This window comes from Leucobacter albus (assembly GCF_039528015.1).
Taxonomy (GTDB): domain Bacteria; phylum Actinomycetota; class Actinomycetes; order Actinomycetales; family Microbacteriaceae; genus Leucobacter; species Leucobacter albus.
The window spans coordinates 1-20,169 of record NZ_BAAAKZ010000012.1 but is presented as its reverse complement, the minus strand read 5'-3'; the positions used below and the strand labels follow the sequence as shown (position 1 = coordinate 20,169).

Sequence of the window (20,169 nt, the reverse complement as noted above, 5' to 3'; positions counted from 1 at the left end):
GAATGAGTACCGTCGAAACCGCAGCGGCGCCATCGACAGCGGCGGCGCCGAAGCGGAAGTACTTCGCCATTGACGGCTGGGGGGCGCTCGTCGTGCCCCTCGTCATCTTCCTTGTCGTCGTGTTTCTCGTGCCACTCGTTGCGATGCTCGTGAAGAGCTTCACCGACCCCGAGCCGGGGTTCGGGAACTACGTCGCGGTGTTTGCCGAGCCGCTGTACATGAAGGTCATTATGAACACCTTCTATGTCGCGCTGCTCGTCACCCTCGTCACGCTGCTGCTCGCCTACCCGTACGCCTACCTCATGACGCTCGTGCCGCCGTTGTGGCGCAACATCATGATGGTGATCATGCTCATTCCGTTCTGGACGAGCGTGCTCGTGCGTAGCTTCGCGCTCATCGTGCTGCTGCGCGATACGGGGGTCATCAACACGATGCTCACTGACATCGGGGCGATCGATGAGCCGATCACTATGCTGCGCACCTTCAGCGGCGTGGTCTTCGGCATGGTGCAGGTGTCGCTGCCGTTCGCGGTGCTCCCGATGTACGCGACGATGAGCGGCATCGATAACCGCCTGGGGCTCGCAGCTCAGAACCTCGGCGCCCGGCCGTCTGGCGCGTTCTGGCGTATCTTCGTGCCACTGAGCGTGCCCGGGGTGGCGGCGGGCCTGCTGCTCACGTTCATTCAAGCGCTCGGCTACTACATCACGCCGGCCCTGCTTGGCGGGCCCCAGAACACCATGATCGGCGAGCTCATCGTGCAGCAGGTGTCCGCGGTGCTGCGATACGGGTTCGCGGCGGCGCTCGCGACGATGCTGCTCGTCTTGACGCTCGTGCTCCTCGGTGTGGCCGGCAAGTTCTTGAACCTCGAAAAAGCACTCATGAGGAGAAGCTGATGGCGAAGATTCTCACACGCGCGTTCCTCGGGCTCCTCGCTGTGCTCATTGGGGTGTACCTCCTGATGCCCGTGCTTGTCATCGTTCCAATGTCGTGGTCTGAGAGCCCGTACCTCGCGTTCCCGCCAGAGGGGTTCACAATGCAGTGGTACGAGAAGTTCTTTAACGATGCAGCGTGGATGAGCTCTCTCGGCCACAGCGTGAGTATCGGGCTGCTGTCTGCGTTGCTCTCCGTCGTGCTCGGCACGATGGGAGCGCTTGCGCTGGTGCGCGGAAAGTTCCCGTTCCGCGGGGTGGTGATGGGGGTGCTGCTCGCCCCGATGATCGTCCCCTTCGTCATCGTTGGCCTCGCGGTTTACATCACATTCCTCGGCCTCGGGCTCACGCAGACGACGCTCGGCTTCGTCTTGGTGCACACCGCGCTTGGTGTTCCGTACGTGCTCATCAATGTGGTCGCCTCGCTGAGTTCGGTAGACCGGCGGCTTGAGATGGCTGCGATGAATCTCGGGGCCACCCCGCTCGGCACCTTCTTTCGAATCACGCTCCCGCTGATCTTCCCCGGCATGCTCGCTGGAGCGCTGTTTGCCTTCATCACCAGCTGGGACGAGGTCGTCGTCGCGATCTTCCTCTCGGGCCCAGATATCACCACGCTGCCAGTGAAAATGTGGTCGGGGATCCGCGTACAAATCGACCCAACAATCGCGGCGATTTCGACAATCTCCCTCATCGTCATACTCGCCGCGTTTGCGGGTCAGGGCGTATTCAAGCTGTTCGCATCTGCTTCCGAGCGTCGCCGCCGGAAGCGCATCGTCACTATGCAGGAGGAACTCGCATGACGAGCCAACTCACGTACACCCAACAAATCTCGCAGGTCGAGCAACAGGCAGGCGCAGCGATCCGCGTCTCAGACATCGTGAAGCGCTACGGCGACCTCACGGTGCTCGACCGCGTGAGCCTCGACATCAACGCTGGGGAGTTCATTACCCTGCTCGGAGCGAGCGGCTCGGGCAAATCGACGCTGCTCAACATCATCTCGGGCTTTAACAAGCCAGACGCGGGCCTGCTCGAGGTCGACGGCGAAGACTTCACGCGCAGGCCGCCGCACAAGCGCGGGCTCGGCATGGTGTTTCAACACTACGCCCTGTTCCCGCACATGAGCGTCTGGGACAACGTTGCCTTCGGGCTGCGCCGTCAGCGTCGTCCGAAGGCCGAGGTGCAGCAGCGTGTCGGCGACGTGCTGCGCATGATTCAGATGGATCACCTCGCCGACCGCAAGCCAGATCAGCTCTCTGGCGGGCAGCAGCAGCGCGTCGCGCTCGCGCGCGGCATCGTGTTCGAACCGCGCGTGCTGCTCATGGACGAGCCGCTTGGGGCCCTCGACAAGCTGCTGCGCGAGGAAATGCAGCTCGAGATTCGCCGCATTCACCAGGAGCTCGGCATCACGTTCATCTTCGTGACCCACGACCAGCACGAGGCGCTCACGATGTCTGATCGCATTGCGCTGCTCAAACACGGCAAGATCGTGCAGCTGGGAACCCCGAAGGAGCTGTACGATTCCCCGAACTCGCGCTACGTCGCCGAGTTCATCGGGGAGTCGAACCTCTTTGAGGGGCGCGTCGACGCTGACGGGTTCGTCACCGACGGTGGGGCGCGTTTCGGGCGCCCGAGTGGCGACGGGAGCCTCCTCATGGTGCGGCCAGAGCACGTGCGCGTCGCTGCCAGCACCGAGGGGCTCACGAACGCCGCCCCGGTTCGCGTGTTCAACTGCGTCTACCTCGGCAGCGACATGGTCGTTTATGGCCGCACAGAGTCGGGCCAGGTCGTCGTTGCGCGCACGCCGATTTCGCACGGGGTATCGGCCCCGCTCGAGGGCGACCGCGCCGTGATGACGTGGGCGACCGAAGACAGCCGCCTCGTTCCAGACGACGCTGAGCAGCGGCAGGCATGAGCCGGCCGCTCGCCGTCTATTCCGACATCGTTGGTACCGACCCCGCGCCGGGTGTTGCGGCCCTCGAGGCAGCAGGGTGGGAGGTGCGCGTTGCCGGGTCTGAGAACCCGGCAACGATCGCAGCGGTTGCTCCCGATGCGCAGGCCCTGCTCATCGGGTACTCCCCGGTGGGGGTCGAGATGCTCGACGCGTTGCCGGCCCTGCGCATCGTCGCGACTCAGTCGGTTGGCACCGACATGGTCGACCTCGCCGCATGCGCGGCGCGGGGCATCTCCGTGTCGAACGTGCCTGCCTCGGCGACCGAGGAGGTCGCGGTGCACGCGCTCGCGATGGCCCTGTCGCTCGTTCGTGGTCTGCCGCAGTTCGATCGTTCGACCCGGGCTGGCGAGTGGAACCCGGGGGCGGCCGACGCGCTCGCGCGGCCCTCGGCGCTGACGGTTGGGGTGCTCGGCCTCGGCCGCATCGGCAGACGGTTCGCGGGGCTCGCTGCCCCGATCTTCGGAGAGGTTGTCGGCTACGACCCTGCCGACTTCGCGGTGCCGGGCCTCGAACGGCTCGGCCTCGAGGCCGTGCTGCGGCGGGCCGATGTGCTGAGCCTGCACCTGCCGCTGCTGCCCGAGACGTCTCGGCTGCTCGACGCCCAACGCCTGGCGCTGCTCCCGGCGGGTGCGCGCATCGTGAACGTCGCCCGCGGCGCGCTCATCGACAAGGCCGCGTTGCTCGATGCTCTCGACAGCGGCCGGCTCGCTGGCGCCGCCCTCGATGTGCTCGAGGTCGAACCGCCAGACCCGGGCGACGCGCTGCTGCGGCATCCGCGTGTGCTCGCCAGCCCGCACGTCGCATTTCTGTCGCCGCAAAGCGAGATCGACTACGTGGTGCACCAGGCCGAGAACGTGATCGCAGTGGGCAGCTCCGGGAGCCCGCTCTCACCCGTTTTCGCGCCTGCTGCCGCCTGAGCCTGGTGGCGAGGCGAGCGCTGGCTGCCGCTCGGACACGGGGCCGGGCGGCAGCCAGCGCGGGGTTCGCTGCGCCCTAACCCAGCATCCCGGCGAGGCGCGCGCTTACGATCGAACGCCCCTCGGAGACGATGCGGCCGACGAGGTCGGCGGTGCTGGGAATGTCGCCGATGAGCCCCTGGGTCTGGCCCGCCCACCACACGCCGCCGTCGACCTCGCCGTTCGCGAGCGCCCGTTCGCGCCCGCGCGCGCCTGAGGCGAGGTGCGCGATGTCGGCAAACGTGCTGCCGTCTTGGTTCTGAATCTCGATGATCTCATCGGAGACTGCGTTCTTGGCTACGCGGGCGGAGTTGCGGAACTTGCGGAAGACGACGTTCGTCGACCGCTCGGAGTTCTCGACGATCTGCCGCTTGATGTTCTCGTGCACGGGCGACTCTGTCGTTGCGACAAAGCGGGTGCCCATGTTGACGGCGTCGGCGCCGAGGGCGAGTGCCGCGACGAGGCCACGCGCGTCTGCTATTCCGCCCGAGGCGATGATGGGAATCTCGAGCTGATCGGCCGCCGCCGGAATGAGCACGAGACCCCCGATGTCGTCCTCGCCCGGGTGGCCCGCGCACTCGAACCCATCGATCGACACCGCATCGACGCCGAGCGACTGAGCTTTGAGGGCGTGACGCACGGTCACCGCCTTGTGAATGACTTTCACCCCACCCGCGCGAAAGGCCGGGAGAAACGGCTCAGGGTTGTTGCCTGCGGTCTCGACGAACGGAACGCCCGCCTGCACGATAGCGTCGGCGTATTCGTCGTAGGGCACGGGGTTGATCGTTGGCAGCATCGTGAGATTTACGCCGAAGGGCTTGTCGGTCAGCTCTCGCGTGCGCTGAATCTCTTGCGTGAGCTCTTCGGGTGTTGGCTGGGTGAGGGCAGACAAGAAGCCCAGCGCCCCGGCGTTTGCGACCGCGGCGATGAGCGGCGCGCGCCCCACGGCCGTCATACCACCGCAGACTATGGGGTGCTCGATGCCGAAAGTCTCGGTGAAGCGGGTACGAAAAGTCATTGATCCTCCTTGATCTCAGCGACGCGGTCCGGTTCAGTTCGTTAACTGATTGACCAGTCAATTAAGTGTAGCGCAAAACTGAGGGCGCGAGTTGGAGCCCCGGGAGAAGGCGCCGCGGTCGCGCTGTCGCGCTGCACCATCGGCGGGCGGCGCTGCGGGGCTATGCTGGAATCAACATTTCCACGCACAACGAGGAGCACGTAGTGACCCGCACGATCAAGCTTGCAGTGATTCCAGGCGACGGTATTGGCCCAGAGGTCATTGAGCAGGCGAACCGCGTTATCGACGCGGTCACTGCCGGCGGCGACGTGACGATCGAGCGCACAGAGTTTCTGCTCGGCGCCGACCGCTTTCTCGCAACGGGGGAGACGCTGCCAGAGATCGAGCAGGCGGCCATCGCGAGCCACGACGCGATTCTGTTCGGCGCGGTCGGCGGGGTGCCGGGCGACGAGCGGCTGCGCTCTGCGAACATCGAGCGCGGGCTGTTGCTAAAGCTACGCTTCGACTTCGAGCACTACGCGAACGTGCGCCCCTGCGTGCTCTACCCGGGCGTCGAGTCAAAGCTCGCCGACCCTGGCGTGGTCGACTTCGTCGTCGTGCGGGAAGGAACTGAGGGGCCATACGTCGGCAACGGCGGGCGGCTTCGCCCCGGCACGCCGGCCGAGGTCGCGACCGAGGTGTCCGTGAACACGGCCTTCGGGGTCGAGCGCGTGGTGCGCTACGCCTTCGAGACCGCGATGGCCCGCCCCCGCAAGAAGCTCACCTGGGTGCACAAGACCAACGTGCTCGTGCACGCCGGCGCGACCTGGCAGCGCGTCGTCGAGGCCGTTGGCGCCGAGTACCCTGAAATCGCCGTAGACTATATGCACGTCGATGCGGCCACGATCCACATGGTGCAAAACCCAGCACAGTTCGACGTGTTGGTCACCGATAACCTCTTCGGTGACATCCTGACCGACCTCGCCGGCGCAATCGGCGGCGGTATCGGGCTCGCTGCCTCCGGCAACATCAACCCAGACGGCGCCTATCCCAGCATGTTTGAGCCGGTGCACGGATCCGCCCCCGACATCGCTGGGCAGCAGCTCGCTGACCCGACGGCGGCCATTCTCTCGGCTGGGCTCATGCTCGACCACCTCGGGCTTGCGGGCGAGGCTGAGCGGCTGCGAGCCGCGGTTCGCGCCGACCGCGCGTCCAACGGCGCGGCCCCCCGCTCCACGAGCGCGGTGGGCGATGCGATCATCGCCCAGATCCCTCCGCGCGGCTGATTCACCCGGCCACGGCCGAGATTCTTTTATATTCCTTCTTTCCCTGAAAGGCGTGTCATGACCGACCTCACCTTTGCGTTCACCGAGGCCGAGCGTCTCCCCGCCGCAGACCGCGACGCGATTCTCGAAAACCCCGGGTTCGGCGACCACTTCACCGACCACATGGTCTCCATCACCTGGACGAAAGACGCCGGGTGGCACGACGCACGGGTCATGCCGTACGGGCCGATCGCCATGGACCCGGCGTCGTCGGTGCTGCACTACGGGCAGGAGATTTTCGAGGGGCTGAAGGCGTACCGCCGCGCCGACGGGTCGATTGTGACCTTCCGCCCGGAGGAGAACGCGCGGCGGCTCAATGAGTCGGCCACGCGACTCGCGCTGCCGCAGATTCCCGTCGAGTTGTTCGTCGAGGCCACGAAACAGCTCGTGGCGGTCGATGCCGAGTGGGTGCCGAGCGGGGCGGATCAGTCGCTCTACATCCGCCCGTTCATGATTGCCGATGAGAGTTTCCTCGGGGTGCGCGCAGCGCAGCGCGCCCGCTTCATGGTGATCGCAAGCCCCGCCGGGCCCTACTTCAGCGGGGGTGTGAAGCCCGTGTCGATCTGGCTGTCGCAGGATTTCGCGCGTGCGGGTCACGGCGGCACCGGAGCTGCCAAGTGCGGTGGAAACTACGCCGCGTCGCTGCTGCCTCAGAATGTTGCGGCCGAAAATGGCTGCCAGCAGGTGCTCTTCACCGACGCCGACAACCCCGACGTCATCGATGAGCTCGGTGGCATGAACCTGTTCCTCGTGCGCGGCGACAGCACACTTGTCACCCCAGCGCTGAACGGCAACATTCTGCCGGGGATCACCCGCAAGAGCCTGATTCAGCTGGCGCAGGATCGTGGCTACGCGGTCGAGGAACGGGCCGTGACCGTGACCGAGTGGCGCGAGGGTGTCGCTGACGGTTCGATCGTTGAGGCGTTCGCCTGCGGCACGGCAGCGGTGATCACGCCGATCGGGCAGCTCAAGTCACCCGATTTCACGATCGATTTCGGCGACCGGGCACCCGGTGAGTTTACGCTGTCGCTGCGCGAGGAGCTCACTGGTATTCAGTACGGCTCACGCGAGGACCGCCACGGGTGGCTCGAGGAAATCACCGCGCTCGGCGCTGCGGTTTAGGGAGAAACGCATGAAGATCGCACGCTTTGAGGCCGACGGAGAGATCTCGTTCGGCATTCTCGACCCCGCAGAAGACGGCAAGGGCGTCGAGCTCGTCGAGCTCACGGGCGACCCGATCGTGGCTGGCTTCGACACGACGGGAAAGCGGTTTCGCTTCGAAGAGGTGCGGCTGCTCGCCCCGGTCATTCCGCGCTCAAAGATCGTCTGCGTCGGCAAAAACTACGCCGACCACATTGAAGAGATGAAAGACGTGACGGGGGGCGACGCCCCGGCAGAGCCGCTGCTGTTCTTGAAGCCGAATACCTCGGTGATCGGGCCGGGAGGCACGATCGTGCGGCCCGCGATCTCCGACCGTGTCGAACACGAGGGCGAGCTCGCGATGGTAATCGGAGCGGTCGCGAAGGATGTTCCGGAGGAGCGTGCGCTCGAGTACGTCTTCGGGTTCACGTGCGCGAACGACGTTTCGGCGCGCGACATTCAGATCGCCGACGGCCAGTGGACGCGCGGCAAGGGCTTCGACACGTTTTGCCCGCTCGGGCCGGTCATCGAGACCGACCCAGACCTTGCAGACGCGCGGGTCACCACCCGCGTCAACGGTGAGGTGCGGCAAGACGGCAGCACCGCGCAGCTCAGTTTCTCGCTCGCGCGGATCGTGGCCCACGCCTCGCAGGCGTTCACCCTGCTGCCGGGCGACGTGATCTTGACGGGAACGCCGGCCGGCGTTGGGCCGCTCGAGGCCGGGGACACTGTCGAGGTCGAGATTGAGGGCATCGGGATCCTGCGCAACACCGTCGCGTAGCGCTCGCGGCGGCCGCTCGACCACGCACGCGGTGGCACTGGATAGACTCCGTGCCACCGCGTTTTCGTGCCTGTGAACGAATCGCGGCGCGGGGTGAGACAATAGATGCACGATGGATCCGAACAAGCTCAACCACACGCCGCCCACCGGTGAGTCCAAGCTCATCAAGACCCGCCCCAACACCGGCGGGCTCGCCAGGAGACCCCAGGTGCGGCCGAAGGCCGAGGGGTGGACGCAGCTCACCAACCCCGACGGTCGCCCGACGCTGCAGTTCGCATCCCCGCGCGTGAAACAGCCAGCAACGCACCTCGCCGACATGACGCTCGCCGAGCGCGAAGCGAAGGTCGTCGAGATGGGGCTGCCGAAGTTTCGCGCCAAGCAGCTCTCCGTGCACTACTTCGAGCATCGCACCACCTCGCCAGACGAGATGACAGACCTGCCAAAAGACCGCCGCGAGGAGCTCGCCGAGGCCTTCTTCCCGCCGTTGCTCAGCGAGGTGAAGAAGCTCGTCACCGACGACGGTAACACCGTGAAGTTCCTCTGGCGCCTGTTTGACGGTGCGCTCGTGGAGTCGGTGCTCATGCGCTACCCCGGTCGCATCACGCTGTGCGTGTCGAGCCAGTGCGGCTGCGGCATGAACTGCCCGTTCTGCGCGACAGGCCAGGCAGGGCTCACCCGCAACATGTCGACCGCCGAGATTCTCGACCAGATCGTGCAGGCAAACCGGTTCATCGCCGAGGGCGGCCTTGGCCACAAGCGCCGGGCCGGCAACGGTGCCGAGCCCGAGCGCGTGAACAACATCGTGTTCATGGGCATGGGTGAGCCGCTCGCGAACTACAAGCGGGTCATGAACGCGGTGCGCCGTATGGTCGCCCCATCGCCCGAGGGGCTCGGCATGAGCGCGCGCGGCATCACGGTGTCGACGGTTGGGCTCGCCCCGGCGATCCGCAAGCTTGCCGACGAAGACATTCCCGTGACCTTCGCGCTCTCGCTGCACGCCCCCGACGACAAGCTGCGCGACGAGCTCATTCCCGTGAACAGCCGCTGGAAGGTCGACGAGGTGCTCGACGCCGCGTACGCCTACTACGAGAAAACAGGGCGTCGCGTTTCGATCGAGTATGCACTGATCAAAGACATGAACGACCACGCATGGCGCGCTGACCTGCTCGCCGATCGCCTGAACCAGCGCGGTCGCGGTTGGGTGCACGTGAACCCGATTCCGCTGAACCCCACTCCGGGGTCGATCTGGACATCCTCCACCAAGGAGGTCACGCGCGAGTTCGTCGACCGGCTGAACGCAGCCGGCGTCGTGACGACGCTCCGGGACACCCGCGGTAAGGAGATCGACGGCGCGTGTGGCCAGCTCGTCGCGACCGAGCAGGATCGTGCCGACGCGGAGGCGTTCGCGACCGCGTAGTGCTGGGTCGGTGCCTTGTGGGCGCTGGGCGCCGGGTGTCGGCTTGGTGTTGGGTGGGCTCTGGGTTTTGACCGCTGGGTTTTGCCGCTGCGCGGGCGGCTCCTTGCCTATGGGGCCCAGCCGCGCCGCCTGAGCGTGGCAAATACCTGTCTGCGTAGCTCCTCTGGCTCGCCGTACAGCAGCCTGCTCGTGATGCGAAGCACCTGCCAGCCGTGCTCGGCGTAGCTCTGGTATTTTTCGATGTCTCGGGCGAACTGGCGCGCCTGGCTGAAGTGGTGCCCGCCCTCGTACTCGAGTGCGACCCGAAACTGCGGGAACGCGATCTCGCTGCACCCGAGCAAGCGGCCGCCCGCTGCGCGAACGTCGTAGTCAAGATGCGGTTGCGGGGCGCCCCATGCTGCGAGCCGCAGTCGAAGGTGGCTCTCTGGCGGCGAGGCGCTCTGCGTCGATAGCAGCGGGAGTAGCCCGCGCAACACCCGGCCGCCGCGGCGGTACGGGGTCGCTGCAGCGGCGGCGAGCTCGGCCAGCGTCGCAAGCGGGGGCCGAACAAGCCTCGTTGTGCCGGGGAACCGCGGCCGCCAGACGGCCGCGTCACCGGGCGCGACGGCGTCGCTGGGGCGCAACTCGGGGGCAAGCATGGCCCACGTCGTCGCCGGGTCAGTCACCGGAACGCCGTGGAGGGAGCGGGTGCGCACCAGGCTGGGAGCGACCCTGCGGGCGCGCTGAGCGTGCACGCGTTGCACCGGTGCCTGGCTGATTGCGGCAATCTCGAGGCTGGCCGGTGCCGCCTCTGCGAGGGTGACGGGGAGCGACCACAGCACGGCGGCGGTGCGGCCCGCGAAGAACTCGCCCGCCTGCAGCAGGGGGGCCGAGTGCGAGCGCGCGACGCCTGTGCTCGAGCCGCAGCAGCTCTTGTGGGTGTGCTGGCGCCCCGTTGCCCGGCTCGGGCACCGCGGGAAGGGTCGCTGTGCGTGCGTAGATGCCCCGCGCGAGGCGGGCAACATCGGGCTGCAGCAGGCGCCCCCGCGGCACACCGAGCGAGGCGGCCTGGGCATGGGTAAAGACACTGCCGAGTTGCGCAGGGAGGGGAGTTGGTCTTCGGGGCATGTGCCCCAGTGTGCACGCCGGCCGTGGCCCCGAGGGGGCTGTGCACAGGGGCTGCTGGGCTTAGGCGGGGAGAAGCGGCTGTGGGGAACGGGTGGGGCTCGGTGTGCTGGTGCTGGTGCTGGTGCTGGTGCTGGTGCTGGTGCTGGTGCTGGTGCTGGTGCTGGTGCTGGTGCTCGTGCTGTGCTCGTGCTGTGCTCGTGCTGTGCTGGTGCTGGGAGGCGCTGCTTGGCCGGGCACTGCGTGGCTCGGCCCCGGCAACTTTCTGCGGGAAACGCGCGTTATGGGAGCCCGTAAACGCGCATTTCGTGCAGAAAGGCTTGGGGCCGGGGCTCGGGGCTCGGGGCTCGGGGCCGGGGCCCGGGTGCGGCGGGTGGGGAGTGCGCCTTGCGCGGGTTGATTGGGGGCGCAACCCCGCAGTGGGTGTCGCTCGGGCCGCATCGAAACGGGGCGATTGGCGGGCGGTCGCGCAACGCGAAGCGCGCCTCTGGCATCGAGCGCTGTCTTGGGTCCTGGGCGGGCGAGGCGGGGTGCCGCGCAACTTTCTGCGGGAAACGCGCGTTATGGGAGCCCGAAAACGCGCATTTCGTGCAGAAAGTTCTGTGGGGCGACCCGGGGCCCGGAGCCCGTGGCCCGGAGCCCGGGCCCCCGCAAGCCCCTACCGGCCCAGTGCCCGCCCGAGCAGCTCGACGTCGTCGAGCGTGTTCCACAGATGGAACGCCACCCTCGCATTGCCCGCGCGGCCAGAGGCGACGAGGCCCGCCGCCTTCATCGCGGCAAGCTCTGACCCGTCGACATCTGGCCAGGTGACGATCGCCGAGTTGCCATCGCCCAACCCCAGCAGTGAGCGCGCTGCGTTCGCGAGCCCGACAGCGTGATCGTGCACGGCCGCTGCGTCGAGTGAGACGAAGAGCTCGAGCGCTGCCTCTGTTCCGGTGACGAGCGGCCACAGCGGCGACAGATCGAATCGCCCGGCGCCCGCGGCGAGCGGGGTGTGCCCCGCGTAGCACGAGCTCCACACGTCGTCGGCCGAGCACCAGCCGGCTGCCAGCGGGGTGAGCGTGTCGTCGAGGCCGGCGCGAACGGTGAGAAAGGCCGTGCCGCGCGGCGCGCACAGCCACTTGTAGGCGTGGCACACGGTGTAGTCGAACTCGGCGGCACCGACCGGGAGCCACCCGAGAGACTGGGTGAGGTCGACGCAGGTGCGAGCACCAACGGCGGCTGCGGCGTGTGCGATGGCCCGGTGATCCGCCACCTCGCCGGTCGCCGACTGCACGAGCGAGAACGCGACGAGTGCGGTCTCACGCCTCACGGCGGCGGCGAGCTCAGCGATCGGCGCGTAGCGCACTGTGACACCGCGCGCCGCGAGCTGCTCGAAGGGGTGCGTGAGCGAGGCGAAGTCGCCCGCGGCGCAGAGTACCTCGGCGCCGTCGGGCACCCCGGTGGCGATGATCGAGACGAGCTGCGAGACCTGGGCGCCGAGCGCGACGCGGTCGGAGGCGACGCCCGCGAGCTGGGCGTAGAGCCCGCGCATGCGCTCGGCGGCCGCGCCCGTCGCCTGAGCGTCGAGACCGCCGCGCGACCAGGTGTCGTAGAATTCCCGGCCGGCGCGCAGCGTCGCGTGCGAGGGGAGGCCGCCCGTGCACACGGAGAGGTAGCCGCGCGTCTCGGGGAAGTGGCTGGCAAAATTTGCGTTGGATCCGAGGGCTTCGCTGCCGGCGGTGGGAGTGACGTGGCTCATGCTGACAGGCTACGCCGGGCCCATACATAAGAATAGGGAATGATTCTTATGAAAGAGTTGCCCCTGCGTTATAGTGGGGGTGTGAACGCAACGCGACCAGTTGACCCGCTCGGCTCGATCGACTCGACCGAGCTGCGAATTCTGCACACGCTCTCGGTGACGGGCTCCCTCACCGCGACCGCAGGTGCCCTCGGGCTGAGCCAGCCCGCCGTGAGTCAGCGCATCAAACGGGTCGAGACGCGGCTCGCCGTGCCGCTCATCGAGCGCTCCGGCCGTGGTATTCGCCTGACGATCGCTGGCAACATTCTCGCCGAGCACGGGCGCACCGTCGTGAGCGAGATCGACGCTGCCCTCGCGGCCATCGACGACCTTCGGGGCGAGCGCGCGGGCACCCTCAGGCTCGTCGGCTTCCCCTCGGCATCGGCGACCATCGTGCCGGCCATCATGCGGTTGCTTGCCGATGAGGCGCCCGACGTCGCGCTGCAGTACCGCGAGGCCGAGCCGCCGGAGGCGACCGAGATGCTGCGCGACGGCGAGGTCGATTGCGCGCTGATTTTCGACTACGAGGGCGCTGCGGAATTGCCCGCAGGCTCGGCCTTCTTCCCGCTGTGGCAAGAGGAGGTGCACCTCGTGGTTTCGGAGCGGCGTGCCGCGGAGCTCGACGGGGCCGGCACGAGCGCCGCACCGGCGAAGCTTGGCGAGTTCGCGGCGGATCACTGGATCGCCGGCTGCGAGAAGTGTCGTGGTCACCTGCTCGCTGCCGCCCGCGACTCCGGCTTCGACCCCGAGATCATCCAAGAGACCGATAACGTACCGGCGATGCTCGCGATGGCGGCGGCTGGCGGAGCCGTCGCGCTCGTTCCTGGCCTTGCCCTCGCGGCCGCGCGCACGCTCCCGGAGGAGGCCGTGCTCGTCACGCTTGACCAGCAGCGGCACCGCACGATCGGGCTCATCGCGATGGCCACCGCGAATGAGAGCCCACAGGTGCGCCTCGCGAAGCGACTGCTCGCGAGAGTCGACGGCACGTGCTGGGGGCTGTCGCCCGCCACCGCGGTGCGGTAGGTCGGGTTCGCCGAAACCGGCACACGCGACGGAGCTGTTTCGTGATGCAGCTCCCTCGCGAAACAGCTTTCCGCGAGGGAGCTTTCCAACAGGGAGCTCTTCGCCACAACAAGGAGACAGTGAGTTGAGCATTCAGACGACGGCCCAGCCAGGGGAGACCGGGCGCGGGGCGCGCTACCGAGACCGGCTGCCACGCGAGCTCGGCGGCAAGCTGCAGCGGCGCACCCTGCTCGTGCTCTCGACCGCAACGATTCTCGGCGGGCTTGGCTTCGGCGCCTCGGCGTCGGTCGGGGCGCTGCTGCTCGCCGAGGTGAGCGGGCACGACGCAATCTCCGGCCTCGCCGCGGCGATGTCGAATGCCGGCGCAGCAGCAGCAGGCATTCCGCTCGCGCGCATTGCGGCCCGCCGCGGGCGCCGAACCGCAGTCGTGCTCGGCAGCTCGATCGCGATGCTCGGCGCGCTGCTCGCCATCTGCGGAGCGGCGATCTCGCTGTGGTGGGTGCTCGCGCTCGGCATCGGCGTGCTCGGGGTTGCTGCCGCGGTGCAGTTGCTCTCGCGCTTCGCGGCGACCGACCTTGCGCTGCCGAAGAACCGCGCCCGAGATCTCTCCCTTGTCGTCTGGTCGATTACGGTTGGAGCCGTCATCGGGCCAAACCTCATGGGGCCCGGCGCTCTCGTGGGGAACTGGCTGGGTGTGACCCCGCTCGCCGGAGTCTTCGTGTTCACCTTCTTCGCTCAGCTTGCCGCCGTGCTCGTCAACTTCTTCGGCCTGCGACCCGACCCGCTCCTGACGGCGCGCGAACTGCAGGCTGCTGCGGCAGCAGCCGCGCCCGTCGACGCGCCCGAGACGAACGCGGAGGTCTCGGCCTCCCGGCGGGCGAAGGTGCTGGCGATCGTCATCATCGCGACGGCGCAGGCGATCATGGTGGGGCTCATGGCGATGACGCCGCTCCACCTGAAGCACCACGGCGGTAGCGATGCGCTCGTCGGCATCACGCTCAGCCTGCATATCGCTGGTATGTATGCGCTGTCGCCAGTCTTCGGAATTCTTGCGGGCAAGGTGGGGCGCCTCAGGGTGATCGTCGGTGGTTGGGTGATTCTGCTCGTCGCCATCTATTTCGCTTACGTCTCGGGCGACAACAGCGTGTACGTGCAGCTCGCGATGACACTCGTCGGCGTGGGGTGGAGCGCCGTAACGGTAGCCGGAGCGGCCCTGCTCACCGACCTCACAGTGCTCGCCGAGCGGCCGAAGTGGCAGGGGAGGGCCGACACATTTATGAGCGCTTCGGGCGCCGCCGCAGGTGTGCTCGCGGGAATCGTCTTTGCGATGAGCAACTTCTCGATCCTCGCGCTTGTTGCGCTCGCGGTGCTGTGCCTCGGCGCAATCGCGTCGATGTACCCGAAGTTGCGGGTCGCCAGGCAACACTGAGCCGCGATGTCGCTCGGAGCGGCTAAACTGGGGGAGATGTCTACTACCGTCGAACCCCAGTTCTCAACCGCTACCGGCAGCGACGTTCGCGTTCGCTTCTGCCCCTCGCCGACGGGAACACCCCACGTCGGCATGGTGCGCACGGCCCTGTTCAACTGGGCGTACGCCCGGCACACGGGCGGCACGTTCGTCTTCCGCATCGAAGATACCGACGCGGCCCGCGACAGCGAAGAAAGCTACGGCCAGATTCTCGACTCGCTGCGCTGGCTCGGCCTCACGTGGGACGAGGGCATCGACGTTGGCGGCCCACACGGCCCGTACCGGCAGTCGGAGCGCGGCGACATTTACCGCGAGATCGCGGAGCGTCTCCGTGACGCGGGCTACCTCTACGAGAGCTACTCGACCGCCGAAGAGATCGACGCACGAAACGAGGCCAACGGCCGCGCGAAGCAGCTCGGCTACGACAACTTTGACCGCGACCTCACCGAGGAACAGCGCGCGGCGTTCCGGGCGGAGGGGCGCGAACCGGCGCTCCGCTTCCGCATCCCCGACATGGATCTGAGTTTCGACGACCTCGTGCGCGGCCCGATCAGCTTCCCTGCCGGCTCGACGATCGACTTCGTCGTGGTACGCCCGAACGGCGCGCCACTGTACACGTTGACGAACCCGGTTGACGACGCGCTGATGGGCATCACCCACGTGCTCCGCGGCGAAGATCTGCTGTCATCGACGCCGCGCCAGGTCGCGCTGCACCGGGCGCTTGTCGAGCTCGGTATCGAGCCGGCGATCCCGCAGTTCGGTCATCTCCCGTACGTGCTCGGTGAGGGCAATAAGAAGCTGTCGAAGCGCGACCCCGAGTCGAACCTGTTGCATCACCGCGAGCGCGGGTTCATTCCCGAGGGGCTGCTGAACTACCTGTCGCTGCTCGGCTGGTCGATCTCGGCCGATCGCGACGTCTTCACGAGCGACGAGATGATCGCCGCGTTCGACGTCACCGACGTGAACCCGAACCCGGCCCGCTTCGATCAGAAGAAGGCCGACTCGATCAACGCCGACCATATTCGCCTGCTCAGCGAGGAAGACTTTTACGGGCGTATCCTGCCCTATCTCATCGCAGGCGGCGCGCTGCCCGTCGAACCGAGCGAGGCGCAGCTCGCGACCGTGCGGGCGGCTGTGCCGCTCGTGCAGAGCCGGGTGACCGTGCTCTCTGAGGTCGTGCCGATGCTCGGCTTCCTGTTCACGAACGCGGGGTCGCTTGTGTACGAGGAAGATGCGTTGAAGTCGCTGAAAGACGACGCGCCAGAGACCCTACGGGCGAGCATTTCGGCGCTCGAGGCACTGCCAGAGGGCGAGTGGGCGACCGAGCCCATTCAGCAGGCGCTGCAGGCCGCGCTCATCGAGGGGCTCGGGCTGAAGCCGCGCGTCGCGTTTGGGGCGCTGCGAGTCGCGGCGTCGGGCCGACGTGTGTCGCCGCCTCTCTTTGAGTCGTTCGAGCTGCTGGGCCGCGAGGAGACGCTCGCACGACTCACGCGGCTCGAAGCGCAGCTTTCGGGCGAGTAGGTTTCGCGGGCGGGCGGCCGCCCGGTTGGCAGTGACGGTTGAAGCACAGAAGGAGTGCGGGCAGATGGTGATCGAGACGGTGGCTGAGAACCCCGACGCTCCCTACGGCGTCGTCATTATCGGTGGTGGGCCGGCCGGCCTGTCAGCCGGCCTCCAGCTGGTGAGGGCGAATCGCCGGATCGCAATTCTCGATTCGAACCGGCCGCGGCACTCGGCGACGCTGCGTTCGCACGGCTTCCTCACACGCGATGGCGCCCCGCCGCTCGAGCTGAGGCGACTCGGGCGCGAGGAATTCGAAGCCTACCCGACCGCGCGCTTCGCCCAGGCGATGACCCGAGAGGTCGTTCCGCTGAGCGCAGACGAGGCGCTCGCTGCCGGCTTCCCCGACGGCATCGGGTTTCGGGTGCGCGGCACCGGGCTTCGCGGCAGCGGCGACGTTGAGATCGTTGCGCGCCGCGTGCTCATCGCCGCGGGCCTGACGGAAGATCTCCCGCCGTTTCCGATGATTCGGGCATACTACGGCACCGCGTTGCACTCGTGCGTCGAATGCGACGGTTTTGAAAAGACCGACAAGCCGCTTGCCCTCATCGGGGAGACGAGCGATCTGTTCGCCCGCGCGTTGCTGATTTCGCGCTTTAGCTCAGACCTCGTGGTGTTCACGAATGGTGCCGATACGATTCGGCCCGAGCAAGAGGCCCAGCTTGCGTCGATCGGGATCCGCGTGGAGCGACGCGAGATCGACGACATTGTCGGCGAGAAAGCCGACATGACGGGCGTGCGCCTGGCAGACGGCGAGGTGATTTCTCGCGTCGGCGGCTTCGTGCGGCCGCGCTGGCACGCGTCGGTGGATTACTTTGGCGACCTCGAAATCGCCCGAGATGACTGGGGACTGGTTCGGGTCGACGACCGCGGCGAGACGTCGATTCGCGGCGTGTATGCCGCTGGCGACACGGTGCCTCCCGGGCCGCAGCAGCTGATCATCGCGGCGGGTAACGGCGCGGCCGTCGCGGCGAAACTGAATATGGATATGATTCGGGGCGCGCTCGGCGTCGGTCAGATCGACGAGTAAGCTAGAAGCCGCTCGCCTGTTGGTGGGCTTTGTGTTTTCGATTTAGACGTGGGGCAGCGCGTCGCCATTCGCAAGGAGAGTTGTGTCAGAGCAACAGCGCGCCCTGAATGTTCCGGGCGAACGCGCAGCAGCAGCGGGGTCGCGATACGCCCTCATCTCTGCGGCATTCGTCGGCATCCTGCTCATTTCGAACGTCGTCGCGGTGAAACCCATCGCCTTCGGCGCAGTCGCGATCGGCGATGTCTCGTTGCCGTTGGTGTTCGATGGCGGGGTCTTCTTGTTTCCGCTCGCGTACATTCTCGGTGACGTGCTCGCAGAGGTCTACGGGCTGCGGGCATCGCGCCGCGCTATTCTTACGGCATTCGGGCTCGCGCTCCTGGCATCGCTGACAATTCTGCTCGTGCAGGTGTCGCCACCCGCGGCCGGTTGGGAGAACCAAGAAGCGTTTGCCGCGGTGCTTGGGTTCGTGCCGCGAATCGTGGCGGCGAGCCTCGTCGCCTTTCTTGTCGGTCAACTCGTGAATGCCTGGGTGCTCGACCGGCTGCGCCGCAAGACCTCGGGCCGCCTGCTGCGCACGAGGCTGATCGTCTCGACCGTCGCTGGGCAGCTCATCGACACGCTGCTCTTCTGCACGATCGCGTTCGCCGGAATCATCACCGGGGTCGACTTCGTGATGTACGTCGTGCTCGGTTACGTCGTGAAGGTGCTCGCCGAGATCGTGTTGTTGCCCGTGACCACCCGGGTGATCGGGTGGGTGCGGCGGGCCGAGGGTGCGTGAGGCCTGGGCTTAGCGCCCGGGCTTGGAGCGTGGGCCCCGGGGCGTCTGCGCTGCATAGGTGATCTGCGCTCGCTAGCACGCAGCCGGGCGCTGCGGGCCGATGGGGTGCCGATCGCCTATTGAGCGCAGCCGGCCGGCGTGCGGGGTGACTGCGCTGCATAGGTGATCTGCACTCGCTAGCACGCAGCCGGGCGCTGCGGGCCGACTGGGCGCTGATCGCCTAGTGAACGCAGCTGACTGGGGCCCGGGCGCCCAATCAGACCGTGGGGCCGCCCAATCAGCCGGCGTAGCGGGCGGCGGCGTTGCTGGCGAAGTCGGCGCCGTACTGCTTGGTGAGCACTTCATCGCGCAGCTCGACGAAGGTGTCATCGATGATTGACTCGCGGATCCGCTCCACCAAGCGCACGATAAATCGCTCGTTGTGAATCGTTGCGAGTGTCGAGCCGAGCATTTCTTTCGCCTTGAACAGGTGGTGGAGATACGCGGCGGTGTAGTTTTCGCAGGTGTAGCAGTCGCACTCGGGGTCGAGCGGCTCGAAGCGGCGGCGTTGGGTTGCGGCCTTCGCATTGATGCGACCCGAGCTCGAGTACATGGTGCCACCCCGAGCCTGCCGCGAGGGAGCGACGCAATCGAAGGTGTCGGCTCCCGCCGCGATGCCGAAGAAGAGGTCGTCTGGCTCGGAGATGCCGAGCAGGTGGCGCGGCTTCGCCTCGGGGAGCTCGTCAGACACCCAGCCAACGATCTCGCCAAGTTCTGACTTCTCGATCGCCCCGCCGATGCCGAAGCCGTCGAACTCCTGTTCGGTTGCGGTCGCCCCGCGCAACCGCGCGAGGCCGCCGGCAGCGCGGCGCCGCAGGTCTTCATACTGGGCGCCCTGTACGACACCGAAGAGCGCCTGGTACGGGCGGTGCTGGCGCTCGGCAGTCTGCCGCGCGTGCTCGTCGAGGCAGCGAATCGCCCAGCGCTCGGTGCGCTCGACCGAATCCTCCTGGTAGGCGCGCGAATCGAGTAGCGTGGTGAGCTCGTCGAAGGCGAACATAATGTCGGCTCCAAGCTGATGCTGAATCCGCATCGAGATCTCGGGGGTGAAGCGGTGCTTGTCGCCGTTGATGAATGACTTGAACGTCACACCGTCTTCGTCGACGTGCGCGAGCCGCTCCTTAGTCTTGGCGATGACCTCGGCCTCGGCGTGAGTCTTCTCGCTCATCGAGATAACCTTCTTGAACCCAACGCCGAGCGACATTACCTGAAACCCGCCCGAGTCCGTGAAGGTTGGGCCGTGCCAGTTCATGAACTTGCCGAACCCGCCTGCCTCATCGACGATGTCGCTGCCCGGCTGCAGAAACAGGTGGTAGGCGTTTGCGAGCACCGCCTGCCCGCCGAGCTGGCTGACGGTCTCGGGCAGGAGCGACTTGACGGTGGCCTTGGTGCCGACGGGAATGAACGCGGGAGTCTGAATATCGCCGTGCGGAGTGTGGATCGTGCCCGCTCTGCCGAGTGGCCGATCGCCTGTGCCGAGAGCGCCGCCCCGTTCGAGGCGATGCTCGACGTCGAAGCTAAAGTCTGCGGGGGAGGGGGAGGCTGATGTAGCTGGGCTCTGAGTCACCCCCTCAGTGTAGGAGCTTCGGGTGAGAGCCGGGGAGCTGTGGCGCTGCTGCGTGGGTGACGTTGAGGTGAAGCGCACGGCAATAACCCATGAACCGCAGAAATACGCGAAGACACGCCCGAGAAGGAGCGAGAGCTTGCGTGCTGGGCGAGATGCCCGTAATGTATTCCCTTGTCAGCGCAACGCAGCCGGGCCGCAACAGCGGGTCGGTTCAAAACAATGCGCAGTATCACCTCAGTGTGGTACGTTGGACAGGTTGCTCTTCGGAAAGCCTCAGGGTGAGTACGGTGGGTGTCTGGTTCTTGAGAACTCAATAGTGTGCAC

General features: G+C 67.0%; 17 protein-coding genes. 13 read left to right on the top strand and 4 right to left on the bottom strand.

The features are described 5' to 3' along the window. Positions 1 to 2: 2 nt before the first annotated feature. Genes ABD115_RS12860 through ABD115_RS12845 form a run of 4 tightly spaced genes read left to right on the top strand, consistent with a single transcriptional unit; the run spans position 3 to position 3,797 of the window. Entirely contained in the window at positions 3 to 893 is an 891-nt protein-coding gene (locus ABD115_RS12860; protein ID WP_343961479.1) for an ABC transporter permease, read from the top strand. Then, complete coding sequence (locus ABD115_RS12855) at positions 893 to 1,729, top strand: ABC transporter permease (RefSeq protein ID WP_343961477.1); 837 nt, start codon at positions 893 to 895, stop codon at positions 1,727 to 1,729. Before ABD115_RS12860 ends, ABD115_RS12855 begins: the two co-directional genes overlap by 1 nt. Continuing rightward, a complete protein-coding gene (locus tag ABD115_RS12850) occupies positions 1,726 to 2,841 on the top strand; it encodes an ABC transporter ATP-binding protein (RefSeq protein WP_343961475.1) in 1,116 nt (371 codons plus the stop codon). Before ABD115_RS12855 ends, ABD115_RS12850 begins: the two co-directional genes overlap by 4 nt. Further along, on the top strand, positions 2,838 to 3,797 hold the full coding sequence (locus ABD115_RS12845) for a C-terminal binding protein (RefSeq protein ID WP_343961473.1): 960 nt from the start codon (positions 2,838 to 2,840) through the stop codon (positions 3,795 to 3,797). Before ABD115_RS12850 ends, ABD115_RS12845 begins: the two co-directional genes overlap by 4 nt. A 76-nt stretch (positions 3,798 to 3,873) precedes the next feature. Here ABD115_RS12845 and ABD115_RS12840 read toward each other — a convergent pair whose 3' ends face one another. Beyond that, complete coding sequence (locus tag ABD115_RS12840; protein ID WP_343961471.1) at positions 3,874 to 4,854, bottom strand: NAD(P)H-dependent flavin oxidoreductase; 981 nt, start codon at positions 4,852 to 4,854, stop codon at positions 3,874 to 3,876. A gap of 203 nt (positions 4,855 to 5,057) precedes the next feature. Between ABD115_RS12840 and ABD115_RS12835 the strand changes: the two genes are divergently transcribed. From ABD115_RS12835 to rlmN, 4 genes are all read left to right on the top strand, one after another. Continuing rightward, the gene (locus ABD115_RS12835; RefSeq protein WP_343961469.1) at positions 5,058 to 6,119 is read left to right on the top strand and encodes a 3-isopropylmalate dehydrogenase; all 1,062 of its coding nucleotides are present in this window, start codon (positions 5,058 to 5,060) and stop codon (positions 6,117 to 6,119) included. Positions 6,120 to 6,176: 57 nt separating this feature from the next. Beyond that, on the top strand, positions 6,177 to 7,280 hold the full coding sequence (locus ABD115_RS12830; RefSeq protein ID WP_343961466.1) for a branched-chain amino acid aminotransferase: 1,104 nt from the start codon (positions 6,177 to 6,179) through the stop codon (positions 7,278 to 7,280). Positions 7,281 to 7,290: 10 nt separating this feature from the next. Further along, positions 7,291 to 8,079 carry a fumarylacetoacetate hydrolase family protein gene (locus ABD115_RS12825; RefSeq protein WP_343961464.1) on the top strand — a complete coding sequence of 263 codons (789 nt, stop codon included), beginning with the start codon at positions 7,291 to 7,293 and terminating at the stop codon, positions 8,077 to 8,079. A 112-nt stretch (positions 8,080 to 8,191) separates the two neighbouring features. After that, positions 8,192 to 9,496: a dual-specificity RNA methyltransferase RlmN gene (rlmN, locus tag ABD115_RS12820; protein ID WP_343961462.1), complete on the top strand. Its 1,305-nt coding sequence runs from the start codon at positions 8,192 to 8,194 to the stop codon at positions 9,494 to 9,496. 107 nt (positions 9,497 to 9,603) lie between these two features. On the opposite strand, the gene ABD115_RS12815 is transcribed toward rlmN, so the two are convergent. Together ABD115_RS12815 and ABD115_RS12810 are read right to left on the bottom strand one after the other, a co-directional pair. Beyond that, positions 9,604 to 10,500 (bottom strand): hypothetical protein, encoded by an 897-nt coding sequence (locus ABD115_RS12815; protein WP_343961460.1) that lies wholly within the window; start codon positions 10,498 to 10,500, stop codon positions 9,604 to 9,606. 758 nt (positions 10,501 to 11,258) lie between these two features. Next, positions 11,259 to 12,341 carry an aminotransferase class V-fold PLP-dependent enzyme gene (locus ABD115_RS12810; protein WP_343961457.1) on the bottom strand — a complete coding sequence of 361 codons (1,083 nt, stop codon included), beginning with the start codon at positions 12,339 to 12,341 and terminating at the stop codon, positions 11,259 to 11,261. Between the two features lie 81 nt (positions 12,342 to 12,422). On the opposite strand from ABD115_RS12810, the gene ABD115_RS12805 reads away from it, so the two are divergent. From ABD115_RS12805 to ABD115_RS12785, 5 genes are all read left to right on the top strand, one after another. Further along, the gene (locus ABD115_RS12805) at positions 12,423 to 13,403 is read left to right on the top strand and encodes a LysR family transcriptional regulator (RefSeq protein ID WP_343961455.1); all 981 of its coding nucleotides are present in this window, start codon (positions 12,423 to 12,425) and stop codon (positions 13,401 to 13,403) included. A 124-nt stretch (positions 13,404 to 13,527) separates the two neighbouring features. Continuing rightward, complete coding sequence (locus ABD115_RS12800) at positions 13,528 to 14,832, top strand: MFS transporter (protein ID WP_343961453.1); 1,305 nt, start codon at positions 13,528 to 13,530, stop codon at positions 14,830 to 14,832. A 36-nt stretch (positions 14,833 to 14,868) separates the two neighbouring features. Continuing rightward, positions 14,869 to 16,392 carry a glutamate--tRNA ligase gene (gltX, locus tag ABD115_RS12795; protein WP_343961451.1) on the top strand — a complete coding sequence of 508 codons (1,524 nt, stop codon included), beginning with the start codon at positions 14,869 to 14,871 and terminating at the stop codon, positions 16,390 to 16,392. 64 nt (positions 16,393 to 16,456) lie between these two features. Continuing rightward, on the top strand, positions 16,457 to 17,461 hold the full coding sequence (locus ABD115_RS12790) for an NAD(P)/FAD-dependent oxidoreductase (protein WP_343961450.1): 1,005 nt from the start codon (positions 16,457 to 16,459) through the stop codon (positions 17,459 to 17,461). Between the two features lie 82 nt (positions 17,462 to 17,543). Continuing rightward, the gene (locus ABD115_RS12785) at positions 17,544 to 18,239 is read left to right on the top strand and encodes a queuosine precursor transporter (protein ID WP_343961448.1); all 696 of its coding nucleotides are present in this window, start codon (positions 17,544 to 17,546) and stop codon (positions 18,237 to 18,239) included. Between the two features lie 277 nt (positions 18,240 to 18,516). On the opposite strand, the gene tgt is transcribed toward ABD115_RS12785, so the two are convergent. After that, entirely contained in the window at positions 18,517 to 19,845 is a 1,329-nt protein-coding gene (gene tgt, locus ABD115_RS12780; RefSeq protein ID WP_343961446.1) for a tRNA guanosine(34) transglycosylase Tgt, read from the bottom strand. Positions 19,846 to 20,169 lie beyond the last annotated feature (324 nt).